Source organism: Enterocloster sp. OA13, from assembly GCF_022440595.1.
Lineage (GTDB): Bacteria > Bacillota > Clostridia > Lachnospirales > Lachnospiraceae > Enterocloster > Enterocloster hominis.
On sequence record NZ_JAKNTF010000001.1, the window covers coordinates 1,902,479 to 1,922,831 of the forward strand.

Consider the following 20,353-nt stretch of genomic DNA (forward strand, 5'->3'; position numbering starts at 1 on the left):
AGGGCGGCATGAGTACGAAAGGAGTCTTTATAGTATTATGGACGATGGTTATTCGCCTGTCAGTATACTTGTATTGATTGGTTTTATCCTTCTGGAGGCTGTGTTTTATGGATTCGGTTCGGCGATTCAGAACGTGAATGAAGGGAAGCTGGAAGATGAGGCACGCCAGGGGAACAGGAAGGCTGCCAGGCTTCTTGAGATTGTCAACCGGCCGGGGCGGTTCGTGCACACCATTCAGATCACAACCCATCTGATTGGTATGATTACAGGCGCGGTCATACTTCCTGTGCTGGTCAACGGGCTGATGAGGCGCATCCATATCTTTAAGCCCATGGCTGGATGGTATGACGGGGCATCCAGGGTCCCATGGTACCTGGATTCCATGTGGTGGGAGCAGATCCTGTTCATGGTGGCCGTGGCCATCGTGCTGCTGCTTATCATCATCAGCTTCGGAATCATCATCCCCAAACGTCTGGCTGCCAAGGAACCGGAGAAGTGGGGATACCATATGCTGCCCGTGGTCCTGTTTGCCGCAGGTGTGTTCCTGCCCCTGACCAGGCTGATCACACTGGTGTCAGCCCTTGTACTCCGGCTTTTCGGGGTGGATATAGCGGACGATGACGACAATGTGACGGAAGAAGACATCATGTCCATGGTAAATGAAGGCCATGAGCAGGGAGTCCTGGAAGCAGACGAGACAGAGATGATAACCAATATTTTTGAACTGGGGGACAAGGAAGCTTCCGATATCATGACCCACCGTACCAACATGACGGCCCTGGACGGCTCCATGCTGCTGGGGGATGCGGTGCATTTTATCTTAAATGAAGGCATCAACACCCGTTACCCTGTGTACCGGGAGGATATAGACGACATTGTGGGGATCCTGCATATGAGGGACGCCATGGTGTATGTGGAAATGGAAGAATATAAGGACAGGCCTTTGCTTGAGGTCCCGGGACTTCTCAGGGAAGCCAACTTCATACCTGAGACGCGGAGCATCGACACCCTGTTTAAGGAGATGCAGTCCGGCAAGATCCACATGGAAATCGTGGTGGATGAATACGGACAGACGGCAGGACTCCTGACCATGGAGGACATACTGGAGGAAATCGTAGGAAACATCATGGATGAGTATGATGAGGAAGAGGATTTCATTTCCGTCAGGGAGGACGGCTCCTTTATCATGAGCGGCCTTACGCCCCTGGATGATGTGATGGATGTACTGGATATCGAGTTCCCGGAGGAGGACAGCGATACATATGATACCCTGAACGGATATCTGATATCGCGTCTGGACCGCATACCCCAGGAGGGGGAGAATCCCCGGGTGGGGTTCGGCGGCTATACCTTTGAGGTAATCAAGGCCGGCAATAAGATGATAGAGAGCATCCACGTGTTTAAGGACCAGGAGGAGGAAGGGGACAGCGGGAAGGACAGGGAAGGCCTGCGGACAGAACAGGGGAAGGACAGCGGCAATCCCCAATCAGATAAATCCAAAAAAGGCTTGGTGGAAGGAAAAGATGACAGGAATCATAGAGAGCACGAAGGAAATGTTCCGTGACAGCAGGTTTTTAAGAAAGGCCCTTATGATTGCCTGCCCGGTAGCGCTTCAGGGCATGTTGAACACAGTGGTGAACCTTGTGGACACATTGATGATTGGCACCCTGGGGGCAACGGCCATTGCGGCCGTGGGGCTGGCGAATAAGGTCTTTTTTGTGTTTTCCCTGCTGGTATTCGGGATTGTCAGCGGCGCAGGGATCCTGGCCGCCCAATTCTGGGGAAGCGGGGATGTAAAGAATATCAGGAAGGTCCTGGGGCTGTCCATCCTGCTTGCACTGGGAGGCGCCCTGTTTTTTGCGGTACCCGCAATCCTATGTCCACAGGCGGTGATGCGTATCTTCACCACCAGCCAGGACAGCATAGAGCTTGGGGCAAAGTATCTGAAGATAGCGGCCCTCACCTATCCCTTCATTGCGTTGACCAATGTGTATGTGGCCATGCTGAGGGCGGTAAACCGGGTGGTGTTCCCGGTCATTGGCAGCTGTATCGCCATTGCGATTAATATCTGCCTTAACTATGTGCTGATTTTCGGCAAGTTCGGCGCCCCGGCCCTGGGTGTGGCGGGCGCGGCCCTGGCAACCCTCATCGCGCGTGTGATTGAGGTATGTCTCATGCTTACCTATGTTTACACCAGGAAAATGCCCATTGCCTGCGGCTTTTCAGGGCTTTTCGGATGGCCGTCCGCATTTGTGAAGGCATTTGCGCTCACATCCGTCCCTGTCATTGCCAACGAGTTCATGTGGGGCCTTGGCACCACCATGTATTCCCTGGCTTACGGCCGGATGGGGGACGAGGCGGTGGCGGCCATAACCATTGCCACCACCATACAGGATATTGTGGTGGTGCTGTTCCAGGGACTCAGCGCAGCCACCGCGGTCATCCTGGGCAATGAGCTGGGGGCGGGCAAGATAAAGCGGGCCGAGAAATACGCCACCCAGTTCTTCATCCTGCAGTTCATTGTCACCATTGCATCGGCCTTTGTGGTAATCGGGATCAGAGGCCCGCTTATCGGGCTTTATAACATCACGGAAGCAGTTGGCCATGATGTGAACATGTGCATCCTGATATTTGCCTGCTATATGCCGGCCAAGATGTTCAACTATGTGAATGTGGTGGGTGTGTTAAGAAGCGGGGGCGACACGAAGATGTGCCTGTTCCTGGATACCAGCGGGGTCTGGTTCATCGGTGTGCCCCTGGCGTTCTTAGGCGCCCTTGTGTGGCATCTGCCCATCTATATGGTCTATGGCCTGGTCATGCTGGAGGAAGTCTATAAGGCCGTGCTGGGTTATATCCGTTACAGGCAGAAGAAGTGGCTGAGGAACCTGACCACGCAGGTGCAGCAGGGATAGGCGGACCGGTAAGGCGTGCAGGATTTTTTACTTGCCATATAAAAAAAATCGTGCTAAGATAGAAAAGATGTGTATAAAATACAGCATAAGCTGTATGAAGTATAGAAAAACAGATTAAGCAGAATAAAGGAAAGGGTGTTTTATCGATGTCAGGACATTCAAAGTTTGCCAATATTAAACATAAGAAGGAGCGCAATGACGCGGCAAAGGGCAAGGTTTTCACTGTAATCGGACGTGAGATTGCGGTGGCTGTAAAGGAAGGCGGCGCGGATCCGGCCAACAACAGCAAGCTGCGCGACGTAATTGCCAAGGCAAAAGCCAATAACATGCCGAATGATACCATTGACCGCGGCATTAAGAAAGCAGCAGGCGATGCTGCATCCGTGAACTACGAGATCCTTACATATGAAGGATACGGGCCAAGCGGGGTAGCCATTATCGTCGACACGCTGACGGATAACAAGAACCGCACGGCTGCTAATGTGAGAAGTGCATTTACCAAGGGCGGCGGCAACGTAGGGACCCCTGGAAGCGTGTCTTACATGTTCGACAAGAAGGGCCAGATCATCATTGACAAGGAAGAATGTGAGATGGATCCGGATGAGCTGATGATGATTGCCCTGGATGCAGGCGCAGAGGACTTTGCCGAGGAAGAGGACAGCTACGAGGTCATCACTGCCCCGGAGGATTTCAGCGCTGTGCGTGAGGCCCTGGAGGCCCAGGATATTCCCATGATGGAAGCGGATGTGACCATGATTCCCCAGACCTGGGTGGAGCTGACCGATGAGGAGGATATCAAGAAGCTGAACAAGACCCTGGACCTGCTGGATGAGGATGATGACGTCCAGGCCGTGTACCATAACTGGGATGAGTAATGCATTACCATTAGGAACATATATTGAAGAAATGACAGAAGGACCGGTCATGTGGCTGAATCATCAGCCGCATCCGGTCCTTTTTATGTTTTAGTTGGAGACCACCATGGTGCGCAGCCCGTCGGTTGCATTGGGGGCATTGAAAATATACAGGGTGTAGGAATTGTTGGCGCTCATATTGGCGGCGGCAGTTGCCAGATAGGTGGATGGGAATGCGCCGGTCCTGGCAATATAGAGCTGATACCATCCCGGATAAAAGCTGGTATACGGCGTCACTTCCCGGTAGCGTACATTGGTAAAGGCCACGTAGGAATTGTTCTGGTTCCCAATGGACACGTCGAAAGGCCCAAGGTTCTGTGACAGGTTGCAGGTGCGCAGGCAGCTGGTGCCGGAAGGCGCGTTGCAGGAAATGTCGGAGATTTCCATGATGTCCAGGCCGCTTGCCGTGTTGATGATGGCAATGGTCATGGAGGAGGAAGCCCTTACCTGGACCGGTTTCTGGATGTAGACATATCCGTTGGCGCCGGACACGGTAATGGTCTGCGTACCTGAGGCTGCCTGCACATAGCTTGTGATGTCCCCGTTTGCAAGCCCGCTTGCCACCATCCAGTTGCCGATGTACACATAGAATGGCTGGTAACCCGTGGACGCATTGAGGATGCGCACCCTGCCAAAGCTGGTGGCGGTGCAGTTGTAGCATGGGAAGGTGATGCCGGGAATGACGGTGACGGAACCGCCTGTGCCGCCTGGGAATACGGGACGGAAAATAGGCGGGAAGTTTGGACGTCCGCTGTCCACAGGACCGCCCTCGCCTGGGTTGGGAAGGGGGATGACAGGGACGCCGGCGCCATTGTCCATGTTGTTCCCGCTGTCCACAGGACCGCCTTCGCCTGGATTGGGAAGAGGGGTAATGGGCATATCCGCCTCACTGACCTCGGCGGCGCTGACCAACGTGTCCGGATACCCATTTGCTCTGTCCATATGATAGGATTGGTTATTCATAACGACCTCACTGATTGATTGATTCAGTATAGTCTATTCAGGTGCAGGGCCAAATGTGAGTGATTTTTCAAAAAAACATCTATGTCACGGAAATACCCGGGATGGTTGAAATGGAACTGCATTTTCCACCCATTTATGCATATAATAAAAAGAACCAGTGTATCAGGAGCGTGGATCGTATGTCATGGGAACCAAAGAAAACAGCTGTGTCTGCACTGGGTCTGCCCCGGGACGTGATCCTGGGCGATGTGCTTGTAAGCTTTGTGGGCCGCGGACAGGTGAATGTGGAAAATTACAGGAGCATCCTTATATATACAGATACCCTGGTAAAACTTCAGGCGAAAAACTGTAAGGTACTCATCCACGGAAACCGTTTGAGAATTGATTATTATACATCTGAGGAGATGAAGATAACCGGTCAGATTGGTTCGCTGGAATTCGAAACATAAGTGGGCGGCTGCCCGTAAGCGTCTGAGGGACGGACGCTAAATGCTCATAGCGAGGAGGGGCCTGTTTGATTGTTTGGCTGTTACATAACTGGAAAGGATATGTAAGACTCCGTCTTCACGGTTATTCGCCGGAACGTTTCCTCAACCTGTGCAATGCCAGGGGGCTGGAAGTCTGGGGGCTTATATGCAACCGGGACGGGGACTATGAATTTTATATGACAGTGGAAGGGTACCGCCGTGTAAAGCCCCTGGTACGCAAAGCCCAGGTAAGGCTGCATATCATCGGGCGTTTTGGTATTCCCTTTTTTATTTACAGATACAGAAAACGCTGGTATTTCGGGGCTGGCCTGGCTGCATTTTTCCTGGTGCTGTATGTGATGTCCCTGTTCATATGGGATATCCAGTTTGACGGCAATTACCGGTATACCTACGACACCCTCATACGTTACCTGGATTCCCAGGACATTGATTATGGGATGCTTAAATCCAGGATTAACTGTGAGGACCTGGAAGCGTCCATCCGCACCAGCTTTCCGGAGATTACCTGGGTGTCGGCCAGGGTATCGGGCACCAGGCTCCTGATCCATATCAAGGAAAATGAAGTGCTGTCCATTGTCCCTGAGAAGGACGAGACACCCTGTGACATTGTGGCTGACCGGGCGGGTACCATCACATCCATGGTGGTGCGCCAGGGGATTGCCCAGGTTTCCGTTGGGGATGAGGTGGAGGAAGGACAGGTACTGGTCAGCGGCCGCGTGCCCATTATCGGTGACAGCGAGGAGGAAATCAATGCCTATCTGGTCCATGCGGACGCGGATGTGGTGGCCAGGACATCCAGGGAGTATGAAAAGACATTTCCCATGCTCCACAGGGAACGGGCAGGGACAGGGCGCAGGCGCAGGGGATGGTATGTGAAGGCGGGCAGATGGTCCTTCACCTGCCTGCTTCCGGTCAGGGGACAGGGGGAATGGGATTATGCCATGGAAGAGCAGCAGCTGAGGCTGTTTTCCAATTTTTACCTGCCTGTCTACATAGGGGATATAAGGGGAAAGGAAATGGTTTCCTATGAAAGCAATTATACAAAGGAGGAACTGGAACACATATCAAAAGCCATAAATTACCAATTTGTCAAAAATTTAGAGGAAAAGGGGGTACAAATTCTTGAAAATAATGATAGAATAGAAACAAGTGTATCTGAATGCAGGCTGAAGGGGGAGTTAGTGACCCAGGAATCCATCGTAAGGACCCAGCCCATGTCAGAACCCATGACGGAACCGGATACACAGCCAACTACAGAGCCAGAGGAGACGAGATAAGCTTAGATGAGTGTGATTGAGACCATGATTGACATCCCCGCTGAACATGAGAAGAATGTCTGCGGGCAGTTTGACACATACCTTAAGAAGATAGAGCGCACCCTGCATGTGACCATGATTGCCAGGGACGGCGAGATTAAGATCATAGGGCCGGAACAGACCATAGGCCAGGCCAGGAGCGTGTTCAACAACCTGATTGAACTGTCCAAAAGGGGCAATACCATTACGGAGCAGAACGTGGACTATGCCCTGTCCCTTTCCTTTACGGAGAAGGACGGCCAAATCCTGGAGATTGACAAGGACATTATCTGCAGGACCATTACCGGCAAGCCGGTAAAGCCCAAGACCCTGGGACAGAAGAATTATGTGGATGCCATCCGCAAGAAGATGATTGTGTTCGGCATCGGACCGGCCGGTACCGGTAAGACCTACCTGGCCATGGCCATGGCCATCCAGGCCTTTAAGAACGGGGAAGTGGGGCGTATCATCCTGACGCGTCCTGCCATAGAGGCAGGGGAGAAGCTGGGATTCCTGCCAGGGGACCTTCAGAGCAAGATTGACCCGTATCTAAGGCCTTTATATGATGCCTTGTATCAGATTATGGGTGCTGAGTCGTACCTGCATAACTCTGAGAAGGGGCTGATTGAGGTGGCGCCCCTGGCGTACATGAGGGGACGTACACTGGACAATGCCTACATCATACTGGATGAGGCCCAGAACACCACGCCTGCCCAGATGAAGATGTTCCTTACAAGGATCGGTTTTGGTTCTAAGGTCATCATTACCGGCGACCAGACCCAGAAGGACCTTCCCTCGGGAGCCGTATCCGGCCTGGACACGGCCCTTAAGGTGCTGAGGAAGATAGACGATATCGGATTCTGTTACCTGACCAGTTCTGACGTGGTGCGTCATCCGCTGGTACAGAAAATCGTACAGGCATATGAATCCTATGAACAGAAGAATACGCCGCCTGTAAAGCGTGAGCGCCGCAGGGAGAGGTAGGCAGGAAAAGCCGGAGAGAGGTTACCCATGACAATATCCATTGAATACGAAGCAGAAAAAAAACTGGACCTGCCCTACGGGGATATCATCCGTGATATCGTCCTGGCGGCCCTGGATTATGAGGAATGCCCTTATGAGGCAGAGGTGAATGTAATCCTTACGGATAATGAGGCCATCCGGGAAATCAACCGGGAGTACCGGGAGATTGACTCACCCACGGACGTGCTCTCATTCCCCATGGTGGATTACGTTGCGCCCTCGGATTTTGACCATGTGGAGGAGGCTGTGGAGGATTATTTTAATCCTGAGACCGGGGAACTGATGCTGGGCGATATTGTGGTTTCCGTGGACAAGGTGGAGGAACAGGCGGAAAAGTATGGCCATTCTGAGACACGTGAGCTGGCATTTCTGGTGGCGCACAGCATGCTGCATCTGTTTGGCTACGACCATATGGAGGAAGGGGAGCGGGAACAGATGGAGGACAGGCAGAGGAAGATTCTGGAAACCAGGGGGTACACAAGATGAAGAAAAGGCTCAGATGGATGGCAGTGATGACGGCGGCAGCCTGCTTTATGGCCGGATGTGCCAGGGAGGCAGGCGTGGACGTTGCAAGTACGCCTGGGGTGGAGACGCCTGCCGTGACCACTGAGCCTGAAATCATCATACATTCTGAACGTGAAACAGACGGCGTGGAGCCGGATGGGGCGGGGGATTACTATCTCCCGGAGGAACGGGAAGAAAAGGACGGCATGATACGCAGCTACCTGACCGGGAAAATGGTTCCTGTGTCTCAGGGAAACCGGCGGCCCGCAGCCGTCATGATGAGCAACGACAAGGAGGCCCGTCCCCAGTATGGCATCAACCGGGCCGGGGTGGTCTATGAGGCCCCAGTGGAGGGCGGGATGAACCGCTATATGTCGCTGATTGAGGATTATGATGACCTGGAGCGGATTGGTTCCGTGCGCAGCTGCCGGACTTACTATACGTATTTTGCCAGGGAATTTGATGCTGTCTATGTACATTTCGGGCAGAGCACATTTGCCAAACCTTATCTGAACAATGTGGACAATATCAACGGCCTGGAAGGGATAGGGACCACTGCATTCTACCGCACAAAGGATAAAAAGTCCCCACACAACGCATATACCAGCGGCCAGCGTATCACGGAGTCCATTCAGAAGTTAGGCTATGCTCCTGATTATGATGCCTCCTATAAGGGCCATTACCTCTTTGCCAGGGATGGGAAGGAAGCGTCATTGGAAGGCCGTCCCGGGGTCATGGACGCGGGCACGGTAAAGCCGGGGTATGCCATGAATCAGGCGTATTTTGTATACGATTCCTCGGATGGGCTGTATCACCGGTATCAGTACGGCGGTGTGCACCAGGGGGATGAAGGCCCCGTCACGGCTAGGAACGTGATATTCCAGTATTGCCAGTCCGGCTTTTATGCCACCACGGATTATCTGAATATTAATGTACATACCTCTGACTGCGGGTATTTTATGACAGGCGGCAAGGCGATTCCCATCAGCTGGGAAAAGGATGGGGAGTTTGGCGTTACCCGGTATTATGACCAGGAACACAACGAAGTGGTGCTGAACCAGGGACAGACATGGATCTGCATCATTTCCACCAAGGATTTTGCCAAGTCAGAAATAATTGGGAAATGAGGACTCACAATAAAGAGATATGAATGTAAGCACATCTAAGAAAAGAACCAGAAAACAAAAGGCTGCCAACTTCGTCATACAGGGCAGCATCCTGGCAATGGCCGGTATCCTGGTACGCATCATCGGCATGCTGTACCGGATGCCCCTTAACGACATCATAGGAAAACAGGGCAATGGATATTATACATCGGCCTTCAATGTGTATAATATCCTGTTAATATTATCCTCCTACAGCATGCCGGTGGCGGTATCCAAGATGATATCCGCCAGGATTGCCAGGGGGGAGTACAGAAACTGCAGCCGCATCCTGAAGGCGGCTCTTATTTATGCCACCGTGATTGGGGGCGTGGCAGCTGTTGTGCTGTGGTTTGGGGCGGATGCATTTGCGGATTTAATTAAGATGCCCTCCAGCCGTTATGCGCTTAAGACTTTGGTACCTACTATTTGGATTATGGCTTATTTGGGGGTGCTCAGGGGATACTTCCAGGGAACGGGAACCATGGTGCCTACAGCAATATCCCAGATCCTGGAGCAGATTGTCAATGCTGTGGTAAGTGTGGTTGCAGCCGGGCTTCTGTTTAATGTTGGGGCCTCTATGAATGCGGCACAAGGGGCTAAGGATTACTCCTATGCCTTGGGGGCGGCAGGCGGTACGATAGGTACTGGGGCGGGAGCGCTGACAGCTCTTGTCTATTTTATTATCCTTACACTTTCAAAGGGAAGGGATATGAGGACGCGGACCAGGGAAGATGTGTCGGGCAGAGTTGAAAGTTACCGGCATTTGGTTAGGATACTGACCATTACGGTTCTGCCCATCGTAATCAGCAGCGGAATCTATAATTGTTCTAACGTGGTGGATAACTATCTCTTTGGGCAGGGGATGTCTAAATTGGGATATATGGAGGATGCAATTGCCACCAGCCTGGGTGCTTTGGGCCAATACCAGATTCTGTTTAATATTCCAGTAGCGGTGTCTAATGCCCTGTCAACCTCCCTGATACCTTCTCTTACCAGGGCGGTGGAGTGCAGAAAGAGAAAGGAAAAGCTGGAGCGCATTGCGGCATCAATCCGTTTCTCACTTCTCGTTGCCATTCCCGCCGCAGTGGGGATTACGGTGCTGGCCAAACCGGTATGTAACCTACTGTTTGCCAGCGAGGATAATACCATGCTGATTCGTCTTTCCATGGTGGGATCCCTGGCCGTGGTATTTTATTCCCTGTCCACGGTGACCAATGCCATCCTACAGGGACTGAACCGTTTGGATGTGCCTATCCGCCATGCGATGGTAGCGCTAGTTATCCATGTGGCGGTGCTGGAGGTATTCCTGATGGTGTTCAAGATAGGAATCTACAGCGTCGTCTTTGCCAATATTGTCTTTGCCCTTGTGATGTGCCTGCTGAACGGACATGCCATTGCACGATTTGTGAGATACCGGCAGGAGTACAAAAAGACGGTGTTCCTACCCACATTGTGTTCGATTATCATGGGCGCAGCGGCCTATGGGGTGTACCGCGGCGTATATGCCCTGCTTCCGTCCTCCATGTTGCGCGGAAGGCTTGGCATGGCAATTGTTGTGATGCCATCCGTAGCCGTGGCCGTTATCGTATATGCGTTGCTTCTAGTAAAACTGAAGGCGGTGGGCGAAGAGGAACTGAAGGGGATGCCGGGGGGCCGCCGGCTTGTAATGCTGTTAGGCCGTCTGCATCTTATATAGGGACTGTCTGAAAATGGTTTCCCGTGATTTGTGCGTCTGGGTACTGAATCCCTCATTGTCCGGCTAAATAACAGGAAAAATTTGTGAAAACATGATTAAAACAGCATAGAAAGCAGATACTAACCTCAGAGCGTGTTCCAGAGCATGTCTGAGAAATGCTCCAGCATGTTAGGAGGTTAGCCTGATGAAAAAAGTATTATACTGTGTCCTGCTGTTTATTGCCACATCGATTGTATGCCTTATCGTGGGTTATGGGGTTACCAGATATAATGTGAGACAGGAGCAGGCGGTTCCCAATACGGTGATTGAGACTGAGACTGTCAATGATATGGATGACAAGGCAGCCATGAACCAGGAACAGATAAAGCCCATCCTGGAGAGCCAGTCCCCGGCAGAGGAGTACTACCTGGTGGCTGAGTCCGGTTTCCTGCTGGTATTCTGCAGCGACAGAAGTACAATCTGCCTTTACACCCATATTCCGGTGACGGATTTTCCGGAGAAGGAGAGGTCCAGGCTCATGGAGGGAATCTGGTTCCCTTCCATGATGGATGTGTATCACTACCTGGAGTCGTTCACCAGCTGAACGGGGATGGGTTTCTGCTTTGATGCAGGAATCCACCCCGTCTTTTATGTTACATGGATACATAAGGCGCTGACCGGGAATCCGGATAAAATCCCCGGCTTTCCATCCATTCCTTTTCTAATGGATTATTTAGTAGTTGAAATATGACAGAAAAGCGGATAAAATGAGTTGTAAACTTTTATCGGACAGTAAGGAGCCTGACATAGATATGGAAAAAAGGGTTGTGATTATAGGCGGCGGCGCATCCGGGCTGGTGGCGGCCATTGAGGCGGCCAGACGGGGCGCCCGTGTGACGGTTGTGGAACATATGGACCGGGTGGGGAAGAAGATACTCTCCACGGGCAATGGAAGATGTAACATGACAAACCTTTACATGGAGCCGGAATGCTACCGCAGCGGCGACGGGAGCTTTCCCATGAAGGTCATAAGCGGTTTTTCGGTGGAGGATACCCTGCGCTTTTTCAGGGGGCTGGGGATTGAAACCAGGGACAGGAACGGATATATCTATCCCAATTCCGACCAGGCATCCGCTGTGCTGGATGTCCTGCGCCAGGAATTGGGGCACCTTGGCGTACAGGTGCTTCTCTCCTGTGAGGCGGACCGGATAGAGCAGCTTCATGACGGCACATATAGGATTTCGTCCAGCCAGGGGATGCTGGAGGCGGATGCCCTGATTCTGGCTGCTGGGTCTAAGGCCGCGCCCTCCACCGGCTCTGACGGCAGCGGGTATGAACTGGCCAAACGCCTGGGACACCGTGTGATAAAGCCGCTTCCGGCCCTGGTGCAGCTCAGATGCCAGGGGAACATGTATAAGCAGATGGCAGGTATCCGCACCGAAGCAAGGGTGGGCCTGTACATGGAAAGTCCCCGATTCAGTAAATCGGGGAAAGGTGCAGAAAGTCCCCGATTAGATAAATCGGGGAAAGGAGTGGAAAATCCCCAGTCCAATAAATCGGGGAAAGGTGCAGGCAGGATCCTTCTGGCAGAGGATAAAGGAGAGCTGCAGCTGACGGATTACGGTCTGTCAGGGATTCCCGTGTTCCAGGTCAGCCGTTTTGCGGCCAGGGCATTGGATGAGGGCAGGAGGGTGGTTGTGAAGGTGGATTTCATGCCGTCCTGGAAGGAAGAGGAGGCATTGGGCCTTTTGAGGAAACGCGCGGCCCGCATGGATTATAAGACAGTGGAGGAAATGTTCACCGGTCTTCTGAATAAGAAACTGGCCCTGGTCCTGATTCGGCTGGCAGGGGTGGACCCTTCCATGAAATCGGGGGAATTATCCGCCAGGCAGGCAGGCCGCCTTCTGGAACAGATTAAATCCTATGAGGCCATTGTCATGTCCGTGAACCCCTTTGCCAATGCGCAGGTCTGCTGCGGAGGCGTGGATGTGCATGAGGTGGACGGGACAACCATGGAATCCAAGGTCAAAAAGGGCCTATACCTGGCAGGGGAACTGCTGGACGTGGACGGTATCTGCGGCGGCTATAACCTGCAGTTTGCATGGTCCAGCGGGGCCATAGCTGGGAGAAGTGCCGCAGGGGAAAGAAAAAACATGGCAGGGAAGAAGCCTGCGGGAAGGAGCCGCTGATGATCCGCATAAACCAGATTAAGCTTCCGCTGGGACATGACAGGCAGGACATGCTTGCAAAGGTTTCCTCGGTCCTGGGGGTGCCGGCAGGGGAAATCCATACATTGGACATCATGAAGCAGTCCGTGGACGCAAGGAAGAAGCCGGATATTTCCTACAGCTATTCGGTGGATGTGACGGTGAGGGGCATTGCCGGGAAAAAGGAAGAAAAGCTGGTGAACCGGCTGAGGAACCGGAATGTGCTGGTACAGGACGGCGGGGGATACTGCCTGCCCAGGCCGGGTACAGCAGGCCTTTCCCATCCGCCCGTCATCATCGGTACAGGTCCCGCAGGGCTGTTCTGCGGGCTTTTGCTGGCAAGGCAGGGCTACCGCCCAATCCTCCTGGAACGGGGCGAGGACGTGGATACCAGGACAAAGCGGGTGGCTGGGTTCTGGGAAACCGGAAAGCTGTGCCCTGATTCCAATGTGCAGTTCGGGGAAGGCGGGGCAGGGACATTTTCAGATGGAAAGCTGAATACCCTGGTAAAGGATGCGTCGGGAAGGAACAGGGAAGTGCTCCGGCTTCTTGTGGAGTTTGGGGCCGACCCATCCATCCTGTATGTGAATAAGCCGCACATCGGCACGGATGTGCTGAGCCGGATCGTAAAGGCCATGGGCAGGGAGATAGCGGACCTGGGAGGACAGGTGCGGTTCTCAAGCCGGGTCACTGATTTCATCGTGGAACAGGGACGCCTTAAGGCGGTGATGGTCAATGGAAGCGAACGGATTGACACGGAGGCCCTGGTGCCTGCGATCGGGCACAGCGCCAGGGATACCTTTGAGGTCCTTCTGGACCGGGGGATTCCCATGGAGGCCAAGGCGTTTGCAGTGGGACTGCGGGTACAGCACCCGCAGAAGCTCATCAACCAGAGCCAGTACGGCATGGAAGAGTGCAGGGAGCTGGGGCCTGCAAGTTATAAGGTGACAAGGCAGACCGCAGAAGGCAGGGGCGTGTATTCCTTCTGCATGTGTCCGGGCGGATATGTTGTCAATGCATCCTCGGAACCGGGACGTCTTGCAGTCAACGGCATGAGCTACCATGACAGGGCCGGGGACAATGCCAACAGCGCCCTTATCGTAACGGTCACCCCGGAGGATTTCCCCGTGGCGGAGGCGGGAAGGGAGGCCCTTGCAGGGGTTGCGTTCCAGCGGAAACTGGAGGAGGACGCCTTTGGCCTGGGAGGCGGGATGATTCCTGTCCAGCTCTACGGGGATTTTAAGGAAAACAGGATATCCGCTTCGTTTGGGGAAGTGAAGCCAGCCTTTAAGGGGCAGTACTGTTTTGCTAATTTAAGGGAAATGCTCCCGGAATCCATTACCAAGGCCCTGTTGGAGGGAATGGAGGGCTTCGGGCATATGATAAAAGGCTTTGACCGCCCGGACGCCATATTTGCGGGAATTGAGAGCAGGACCTCGTCCCCGGTGCGCATTCCCAGGGATGGAAACCTGGAAAGCGGAGTCAGGGGAATCTTTCCCTGCGGCGAGGGCGCGGGTTATGCGGGAGGCATTACCTCGGCGGCCATGGACGGTATCCGGATTGCGGAGGAAATCATCCGCAGGTACAGGCCGTTTACAGATTCTTAACAATGTGTGAAGACCGCGATAAAATCAATGGTGGAAAGGAATAGAAATTGACGTGACCTGTAAATTGGTGTAAGATAAACAGGAATCAATATAAGAATCATAAGGAGCATACCATGGAAATCCAGGAACGCCAAAGCCTTAAGGAAAAGCAGAGGATTGTGATTAAGATCGGTTCCTCCTCCCTGACCCATCCGCAGACAGGGGAGATGAACCTTATGAAGATAGAGAAGCTGATACGGGTCATCAGTGACCTGCGTGGGGAGGGACGGGACGTGGTCCTGGTGTCCTCAGGAGCCATCGCGGCAGGGCGCCAGGCCCTGGGACACCACAGGCGTCCGGATACCCTGGCTGAGAAGCAGGCATTTGCAGCAGTGGGGCAGGCCCGCCTCATGATGGTCTACCAGAAGCTGTTTGCGGAGTATAACCAGACAGCGGCCCAGATCCTTCTCACAAAAGATACCATGATCAATGATTCATCCAGGTACAATGCCCAGAACACCTTTGATGAGCTTTTGAATCTGGGAGCCATTCCCATTGTCAATGAAAATGATACCGTGTCCACCTCGGAGATTCCCTATGTGGACAGCTTTGGGGATAATGACAGACTGTCAGCCATCGTGGCGGCGCTGATTGGGGCAGACCTTTTAATCCTGCTTTCCGATATCGACGGCCTGTATTCCGATGATCCCAGAAGTAATCCTGAGGCGCGGTTTGTAAGCCTGGTGCCGGAGATTACCCCGGAATTCCTGAACATGGGCAAGTCCACCTCCAGCAGCGATGTGGGCACGGGCGGCATGTCGGCCAAGCTGGCGGCGGCCAGGATTGCCACGGACAGCGGGGCGGACATGGTGATTGCCAACGGCGACCAGGTGGAGGTCATCCTGGATATCATGGCGGGTCAGGAAAAGGGCACCTTGTTCTTAGCCCATCCCAACCTGGATTTTGATTTGATGCATTATCTGAACAATGAATATTAAAAGAGGTGATTGACATGGACGCATCCAGAATTGACCGCATCAACGAATTGTACCATAAGTCCCAGTCCGTGGGGCTTACGGATGAGGAAAAGGAAGAGCAGGCAAGGCTGCGGCGGGAATACATTGCCGCCATACGCGGGAGCCTGAGAAGCAACCTGAATAACATTTCCATACAGGAACAGGATGGTTCCGTCACGGATCTGGGTAAGAAGTACGGCGGGATTAAGGAAGTTTAGAGGGTTTTCCGCCATGTGCAGAAGGGAGAGGAGAGCAGGATGACATTAACTGAGATGGGCAGACGTGCCAAGGATGTATCAAGGGTACTTAACACCCTGGGTTCCAGGGAGAAGAATATGGGTCTTGAGGAAGCTGCCAGGGCTCTTTTGGACAGCGAGGAGGAAATCCTCGCAGGCAACAGGGAAGATTATGAACGGGCCGAGGCAGGCGGCATGGGCCAGGGGCTTTTGGACCGTCTGAAACTGACGCCCGCAAGAATCCAGTCCATGGCCGACGGCCTGCTTAAGGTGGCTGCCCTGGATGACCCGGTGGGCGAGGTCCTTTCCATGAAGCTGCGCCCCAACGGGCTGCAGATCGGGCAAAAGCGGGTGCCCATAGGAGTGATTGGAATGATATACGAAGCGCGCCCCAATGTGACCGCAGATGCCTTCGGCCTTTGTTTCAAGTCGGGCAACGCAGTCATATTAAAGGGCGGAAGCGACGCCCTCCAGTCCAATAAGGCCATCGCACAGGCCCTGAGGACCGGGCTTTCAAGGGCAGGGCTTCCGGAGGATTCCCTGCAGCTTATAGAGGATACCAGCCGGGAGACCACCAGGAAACTGATGCGCCTGAACCGTTATATTGACGTATTGATCCCCAGGGGCGGGGCGGGGCTTATAAAGACAGTGGTGGAGAACAGCACCATTCCTGTGATTGAGACAGGAACCGGCAACTGCCATGTGTATGTGGATGCGTCTGCCGACCTTATGATGGCCCTGGATATTGTCTTTAATTCCAAGACACAGAGGATTGGCGTGTGCAATGCATGCGAGTCCCTTCTGGTGCACAGGAAGATTGCAGAGGAATTCCTTCCCATGTTAAAGAAACGCCTGGATGAAAAAAATGTGGAGATTCGGGCCGATGAGGACGCATGCGGTATTGTTCCGGAATTTGTCCCTGCCACGGAGGAGGACTGGGGAAAGGAATACCTGGATTATATCCTGTCCCTTAAGATCGTGGATTCCGTGGATGAGGCAATTTCCCATATCAATACTTATAATACAGGCCATTCGGAGTCCATCGTGACATCGGATTATTTCAATGCGCAGAAATTCCTGAACGAGGTGGACGCTGCGGCTGTGTATGTCAATGCCTCCACCCGTTTTACGGACGGCGACGAGTTTGGGTTTGGCGCTGAAATCGGCATCAGCACCCAGAAGCTCCACGCCAGGGGCCCCATGGGCTTAAAGGAACTGACCACCACCAAATACATTATTTACGGGGACGGCCAGATCCGGTAAAACCATAGAAAAGAGGTAACAACATGTCCATAGAGGAAATGGAAGAGACAGAAGACCAAAAGGAACGGGGAAGGAGCCGCAGGCAGAAGGAGGAGGAACCCTTCAGCTGGAAAAAGGAAATCATCAGCTGGATCCAGATCATCATAGCAGCCGTGGTGATTGCCCTGGTCCTTAACAACTTCATCATTGCCAACAGCCGTGTGCCAACCGGCTCCATGGAGAACACGATTATGTCCAAAAGCAGGGTGATTGGCTCCAGGCTGTCCTATATAAACAGTGACCCTGAGCGTGGAGACGTGATTATTTTCAAGTTCCCGGACAACAGGGAGCTTTATTATGTGAAAAGGGTAATCGGGCTTCCGGGCGAGACCGTGAACATCATTGACGGAAAGGTCTATATCAATGATTCCGACACGCCCCTGGATGAACCTTATCTGCCAGAACCCATGGAAGGCTCCTACGGTCCCTACACGGTGCCGGAGGGCTGCTATTTCATGATGGGCGACAACCGGAACAATTCACTGGACGCCAGGTTCTGGAAGAACCAGTTCGTACCAAAGAAGGATATCATGGCAAAAGTACTGTTCTGCTATTATCCAAGAATCGGGAAAGTGGAGTAGATGACAGGATGAACATAATCATATCACCTGCCAAGAAGATGAATGTCAGGGAAGATGAGCTGGATCCGGTCAATCTTCCCTGTTTCCTTTCAAAGGCAGAAACATTAAAAGAATACATAAGAAGCCTGAGCCTGGAACAGGCAAGGACCCTCTGGGCGTGCAATGAAGCGATTGCCGGGCTTAACTATGAGCGTTTTCAGACCATGGACCTGACCGGACGGCTGTCACCGGCCCTTCTGTCCTATGAGGGAATCCAGTACCAGTACATGGCGCCGGGGGTGTTTGAGACAAGGCACTGGGACTATGTACAGAAGCATTTAAGGATATTGTCGGGATTTTACGGGATTTTGCGGCCGCTGGACGGAATCGTGCCGTACCGCCTGGAAATGCAGGCAAAGGTAAAGCTGCCGCCGGAACGCGCAGGGCAGGAGGAAATCACAAGCCTGTATGGATACTGGGGGGATCTTCTGTACCGGGAACTGGTAAGGGAGGACAAGGTGGTGGTTAACCTTGCTTCGAAGGAATACAGCAAGGCCATAGAACCTTTCCTGACGCCGGACATCACATACCTGACCTGTGTGTTCGGTGTACTGGAGACGGATAAGGAGGGCCGGCCCAAAGTAAAGGTAAAGGCCACGGAGGCTAAAATGGCCCGTGGCGAGATGGTGCGTTTCATGGCGGAACACCAGGTGGAAAGCCCGGAGGAGCTGAAAGGCTTTGACGGGCTGGGGTATTGCTATCACGGGGAACTGTCCGGTGAAACGGAGTATGTGTTCCTGAAAGGGAAACTTTGAAAATGAATGGGCCGGATAAGGCGCGGACGGGAAATGTCTGCATCTTATCCGGTTTTTTACATGAAACAATGCTACTGCTGTCCAAGAATCTGCCTGATATCCTCCTCGGGCGTTGAAACCGGATGGATGTCAAACTGTTCCACCAGGTAGTTTAACACGCCCGGGGATACAAAGGCCGGCAGCGTAGGCCCGAGATAGATGTTCCGGATTCCCAGGTGCAGGAGGCTTAAGAGGATACACACAGCCTTCTGCTCATACCAGGAGAGCACCAGGGTCAGAGGGAGGTCATTGACACTGCAGTCAAAGGCCTTGGCCAATGCCACAGCCACCTTTACGGCGCCGTAAGCGTCATTGCACTGTCCCATGTCCAAAAGCCTTGGCAGTCCTGCCACGGTTCCCAGGTCCAGGTCGTTGAAGCGGTATTTGCCGCAGGCCAGGGTCAGGATGATGGAATCCTTTGGCGCCTGTTTTACGAATTCAGTGTAGTAGTTCCTGCCCGGACGGGCGCCGTCACATCCTCCTACAAGGAAGAACCGGCTGATATCCCCGTTTTTAACGCCCTCAATCACGGTCCCGGCAGCGGCAAGGATGGCTTCGTGGCCAAAGCCCGTGGTAAGGCTGGTCCCGCCGTTGATGCCGGTCATGGCCACATCCCTGTCATAGCCGCCTAATTCCAGGGCCTTTTCAATGACAGGGGTGAAGTCCTTCCCATCCCCGATATGGACCATCCCGGGGTAGGCCACGACCGAGGTGGTGAAGACGCGGTCCTGGTAGGACGGTTTTACCGGCATCAGGCAGTTGGTGGTAAAGAGCACAGGGGCCGGGATATGGTCAAATTCCTTTTGCTGGTTCTGCCATGCGGTCCCAAAGTTCCCTTTCAGATGAGGATACTTCCTGAGGTTCGGATATGCATGGGCGGGAAGCATTTCCCCGTGGGTGTATATGTTGATCCCGGTTCCCTGGGTCTGCTTTAAGAGCTGTTCCAGGTCATGGAGGTCGTGGCCGGAGATGACAATGAACGGTCCCTTTTCAATGGCCATGGAAACCCGGGCCGGAGCCGGGATGCCATAAGTCTCCCTGTTGGCCCTGTCAAGCAGCTCCATGCACTCCAGGTTCACCTTGCCGGACTCCATCACAAGAGGAAGCAGGTCTTCCATGGCATAGCCGTCATAGCCCACTGCAAAAAGCCCTTTGTAGAAAAAGGAAGTGACGGACGGATCCTCATAGCCAAGGACGCGGGCGTGGAAGGCATAGGCGGCCATGCCCCTCATGCCAAAGAGGAGAAGGGATTTAAGGGAACGGATATCCTCGTTTTCCGTCCACAGGGAATCCAGGTCATAGCCGTCATTTTTTGCACACTGGGAAGTGCATCCATGGCAGAGCGGTGAAAGGCTGTTTTTCACCTCCCGGACTTGTTGTGTCAGCTGTCTCAGGGAAGCATCATCAAAGTTTACATTGGTCAGGGTTGCAAAAAGCCCTTCCAGGATCAGCTGGTCCGCTTCTTTGGGCGGGGCGGTGTTATCAGCCGCCCTGGCAAGACCGATTAAGGCTCCGGTCAGTTCATCCTGCAGTTTTGCGGTGTTTGCGGTTTTTCCGCAGACACCGGCCTTTCCTGTACATCCGCTGCATCCGGCGGTCTGTTCGCATTGAAAACAAAACATTTCATGGCTCATATATGGTTTCCTCCTTGTTATGGGTGATGATCCGGATAT

The 20,353-nt window shown here is 53.2% G+C and carries 19 protein-coding genes; 17 read left to right on the forward strand and 2 right to left on the reverse strand.

Going from position 1 to position 20,353, the window contains the following annotated elements; translation table 11 throughout:
• Positions 1–37 precede the first annotated feature (37 nt).
• The 3 genes from MCJ35_RS08335 to MCJ35_RS08345 all read left to right on the forward strand — a co-directional run bounded on the left by MCJ35_RS08335 (position 38) and on the right by MCJ35_RS08345 (position 3,787).
• On the forward strand, positions 38–1,564 hold the full coding sequence (locus tag MCJ35_RS08335) for a hemolysin family protein (RefSeq protein WP_025482078.1): 1,527 nt from the start codon (positions 38–40) through the stop codon (positions 1,562–1,564).
• On the forward strand, positions 1,524–2,912 hold the full coding sequence (locus MCJ35_RS08340) for an MATE family efflux transporter (protein ID WP_025482077.1): 1,389 nt from the start codon (positions 1,524–1,526) through the stop codon (positions 2,910–2,912). The genes MCJ35_RS08335 and MCJ35_RS08340 overlap by 41 nt, the downstream gene beginning before the upstream one ends.
• A gap of 146 nt (positions 2,913–3,058) precedes the next feature.
• Entirely contained in the window at positions 3,059–3,787 is a 729-nt protein-coding gene (locus tag MCJ35_RS08345; protein ID WP_008725355.1) for a YebC/PmpR family DNA-binding transcriptional regulator, read from the forward strand.
• A gap of 90 nt (positions 3,788–3,877) precedes the next feature.
• Here the strand turns inward: MCJ35_RS08345 and MCJ35_RS08350 are convergent, their stop codons facing one another.
• Complete coding sequence (locus tag MCJ35_RS08350) at positions 3,878–4,789, reverse strand: DUF4397 domain-containing protein (protein ID WP_008725357.1); 912 nt, start codon at positions 4,787–4,789, stop codon at positions 3,878–3,880.
• Between the two features lie 179 nt (positions 4,790–4,968).
• Between MCJ35_RS08350 and MCJ35_RS08355 the strand changes: the two genes are divergently transcribed.
• From MCJ35_RS08355 to yaaA, 14 genes are all read left to right on the forward strand, one after another.
• Complete coding sequence (locus MCJ35_RS08355; protein ID WP_025482076.1) at positions 4,969–5,238, forward strand: YabP/YqfC family sporulation protein; 270 nt, start codon at positions 4,969–4,971, stop codon at positions 5,236–5,238.
• Between the two features lie 65 nt (positions 5,239–5,303).
• Positions 5,304–6,554, forward strand: a complete 1,251-nt coding sequence (locus MCJ35_RS08360; protein WP_040382412.1) for a sporulation protein YqfD — start codon at positions 5,304–5,306, stop codon at positions 6,552–6,554.
• Between the two features lie 6 nt (positions 6,555–6,560).
• Entirely contained in the window at positions 6,561–7,556 is a 996-nt protein-coding gene (locus MCJ35_RS08365; protein ID WP_008725373.1) for a PhoH family protein, read from the forward strand.
• Between the two features lie 27 nt (positions 7,557–7,583).
• Positions 7,584–8,081, forward strand: a complete 498-nt coding sequence (gene ybeY, locus MCJ35_RS08370) for an rRNA maturation RNase YbeY (protein ID WP_025482074.1) — start codon at positions 7,584–7,586, stop codon at positions 8,079–8,081.
• Positions 8,078–9,226, forward strand: a complete 1,149-nt coding sequence (locus MCJ35_RS08375; protein WP_025482073.1) for a DUF3048 domain-containing protein — start codon at positions 8,078–8,080, stop codon at positions 9,224–9,226. The genes ybeY and MCJ35_RS08375 overlap by 4 nt, the downstream gene beginning before the upstream one ends.
• Positions 9,227–9,245: 19 nt before the next feature.
• Positions 9,246–10,940 carry a putative polysaccharide biosynthesis protein gene (locus MCJ35_RS08380; protein WP_025482072.1) on the forward strand — a complete coding sequence of 565 codons (1,695 nt, stop codon included), beginning with the start codon at positions 9,246–9,248 and terminating at the stop codon, positions 10,938–10,940.
• Between the two features lie 184 nt (positions 10,941–11,124).
• Entirely contained in the window at positions 11,125–11,523 is a 399-nt protein-coding gene (locus MCJ35_RS08385) for a hypothetical protein (protein WP_008725377.1), read from the forward strand.
• Positions 11,524–11,731: 208 nt separating this feature from the next.
• The gene (locus MCJ35_RS08390) at positions 11,732–13,108 is read left to right on the forward strand and encodes a BaiN/RdsA family NAD(P)/FAD-dependent oxidoreductase (protein ID WP_025482071.1); all 1,377 of its coding nucleotides are present in this window, start codon (positions 11,732–11,734) and stop codon (positions 13,106–13,108) included.
• Complete coding sequence (locus MCJ35_RS08395; protein ID WP_025482070.1) at positions 13,108–14,733, forward strand: NAD(P)/FAD-dependent oxidoreductase; 1,626 nt, start codon at positions 13,108–13,110, stop codon at positions 14,731–14,733. Before MCJ35_RS08390 ends, MCJ35_RS08395 begins: the two co-directional genes overlap by 1 nt.
• 113 nt (positions 14,734–14,846) lie before the next feature.
• Positions 14,847–15,710, forward strand: coding sequence for a glutamate 5-kinase (proB, locus tag MCJ35_RS08400; RefSeq protein WP_008725384.1), 864 nt, complete (start codon positions 14,847–14,849; stop codon positions 15,708–15,710).
• A gap of 14 nt (positions 15,711–15,724) precedes the next feature.
• Complete coding sequence (locus MCJ35_RS08405) at positions 15,725–15,946, forward strand: DUF896 domain-containing protein (protein ID WP_008725386.1); 222 nt, start codon at positions 15,725–15,727, stop codon at positions 15,944–15,946.
• A gap of 39 nt (positions 15,947–15,985) precedes the next feature.
• The gene (locus tag MCJ35_RS08410; protein WP_025482069.1) at positions 15,986–17,227 is read left to right on the forward strand and encodes a glutamate-5-semialdehyde dehydrogenase; all 1,242 of its coding nucleotides are present in this window, start codon (positions 15,986–15,988) and stop codon (positions 17,225–17,227) included.
• 23 nt (positions 17,228–17,250) lie between these two features.
• Positions 17,251–17,847: a signal peptidase I gene (gene lepB / locus MCJ35_RS08415; protein WP_081738993.1), complete on the forward strand. Its 597-nt coding sequence runs from the start codon at positions 17,251–17,253 to the stop codon at positions 17,845–17,847.
• An 8-nt stretch (positions 17,848–17,855) separates the two neighbouring features.
• A complete protein-coding gene (yaaA, locus tag MCJ35_RS08420) occupies positions 17,856–18,641 on the forward strand; it encodes a peroxide stress protein YaaA (RefSeq protein WP_240299438.1) in 786 nt (261 codons plus the stop codon).
• A 71-nt stretch (positions 18,642–18,712) separates the two neighbouring features.
• Here the strand turns inward: yaaA and hcp are convergent, their stop codons facing one another.
• Positions 18,713–20,314 (reverse strand): hydroxylamine reductase, encoded by a 1,602-nt coding sequence (gene hcp / locus MCJ35_RS08425; protein WP_025482068.1) that lies wholly within the window; start codon positions 20,312–20,314, stop codon positions 18,713–18,715.
• Between the last annotated feature and the right edge of the window lie 39 nt (positions 20,315–20,353).

Coding starts and splice junctions, on each gene's coding strand:
- MCJ35_RS08375 (WP_025482073.1), top strand. CDS start 8,078: ATGAAGAAAAGGCTCAGATGGATGGCAGTGATGACGGCGGCAGCCTGC.
- yaaA (WP_240299438.1), top strand. CDS start 17,856: ATGAACATAATCATATCACCTGCCAAGAAGATGAATGTCAGGGAAGAT.
- MCJ35_RS08355 (WP_025482076.1), top strand. CDS start 4,969: ATGTCATGGGAACCAAAGAAAACAGCTGTGTCTGCACTGGGTCTGCCC.
- proB (WP_008725384.1), top strand. CDS start 14,847: ATGGAAATCCAGGAACGCCAAAGCCTTAAGGAAAAGCAGAGGATTGTG.
- MCJ35_RS08395 (WP_025482070.1), top strand. CDS start 13,108: ATGATCCGCATAAACCAGATTAAGCTTCCGCTGGGACATGACAGGCAG.
- MCJ35_RS08335 (WP_025482078.1), top strand. CDS start 38: ATGGACGATGGTTATTCGCCTGTCAGTATACTTGTATTGATTGGTTTT.
- lepB (WP_081738993.1), top strand. CDS start 17,251: ATGTCCATAGAGGAAATGGAAGAGACAGAAGACCAAAAGGAACGGGGA.
- MCJ35_RS08365 (WP_008725373.1), top strand. CDS start 6,561: ATGAGTGTGATTGAGACCATGATTGACATCCCCGCTGAACATGAGAAG.
- MCJ35_RS08345 (WP_008725355.1), top strand. CDS start 3,059: ATGTCAGGACATTCAAAGTTTGCCAATATTAAACATAAGAAGGAGCGC.
- MCJ35_RS08390 (WP_025482071.1), top strand. CDS start 11,732: ATGGAAAAAAGGGTTGTGATTATAGGCGGCGGCGCATCCGGGCTGGTG.
- MCJ35_RS08405 (WP_008725386.1), top strand. CDS start 15,725: ATGGACGCATCCAGAATTGACCGCATCAACGAATTGTACCATAAGTCC.
- MCJ35_RS08340 (WP_025482077.1), top strand. CDS start 1,524: ATGACAGGAATCATAGAGAGCACGAAGGAAATGTTCCGTGACAGCAGG.
- MCJ35_RS08410 (WP_025482069.1), top strand. CDS start 15,986: ATGACATTAACTGAGATGGGCAGACGTGCCAAGGATGTATCAAGGGTA.
- MCJ35_RS08350 (WP_008725357.1), bottom strand. CDS start 4,789: ATGAATAACCAATCCTATCATATGGACAGAGCAAATGGGTATCCGGAC.
- MCJ35_RS08380 (WP_025482072.1), top strand. CDS start 9,246: ATGAATGTAAGCACATCTAAGAAAAGAACCAGAAAACAAAAGGCTGCC.
- ybeY (WP_025482074.1), top strand. CDS start 7,584: ATGACAATATCCATTGAATACGAAGCAGAAAAAAAACTGGACCTGCCC.
- MCJ35_RS08385 (WP_008725377.1), top strand. CDS start 11,125: ATGAAAAAAGTATTATACTGTGTCCTGCTGTTTATTGCCACATCGATT.
- hcp (WP_025482068.1), bottom strand. CDS start 20,314: ATGAGCCATGAAATGTTTTGTTTTCAATGCGAACAGACCGCCGGATGC.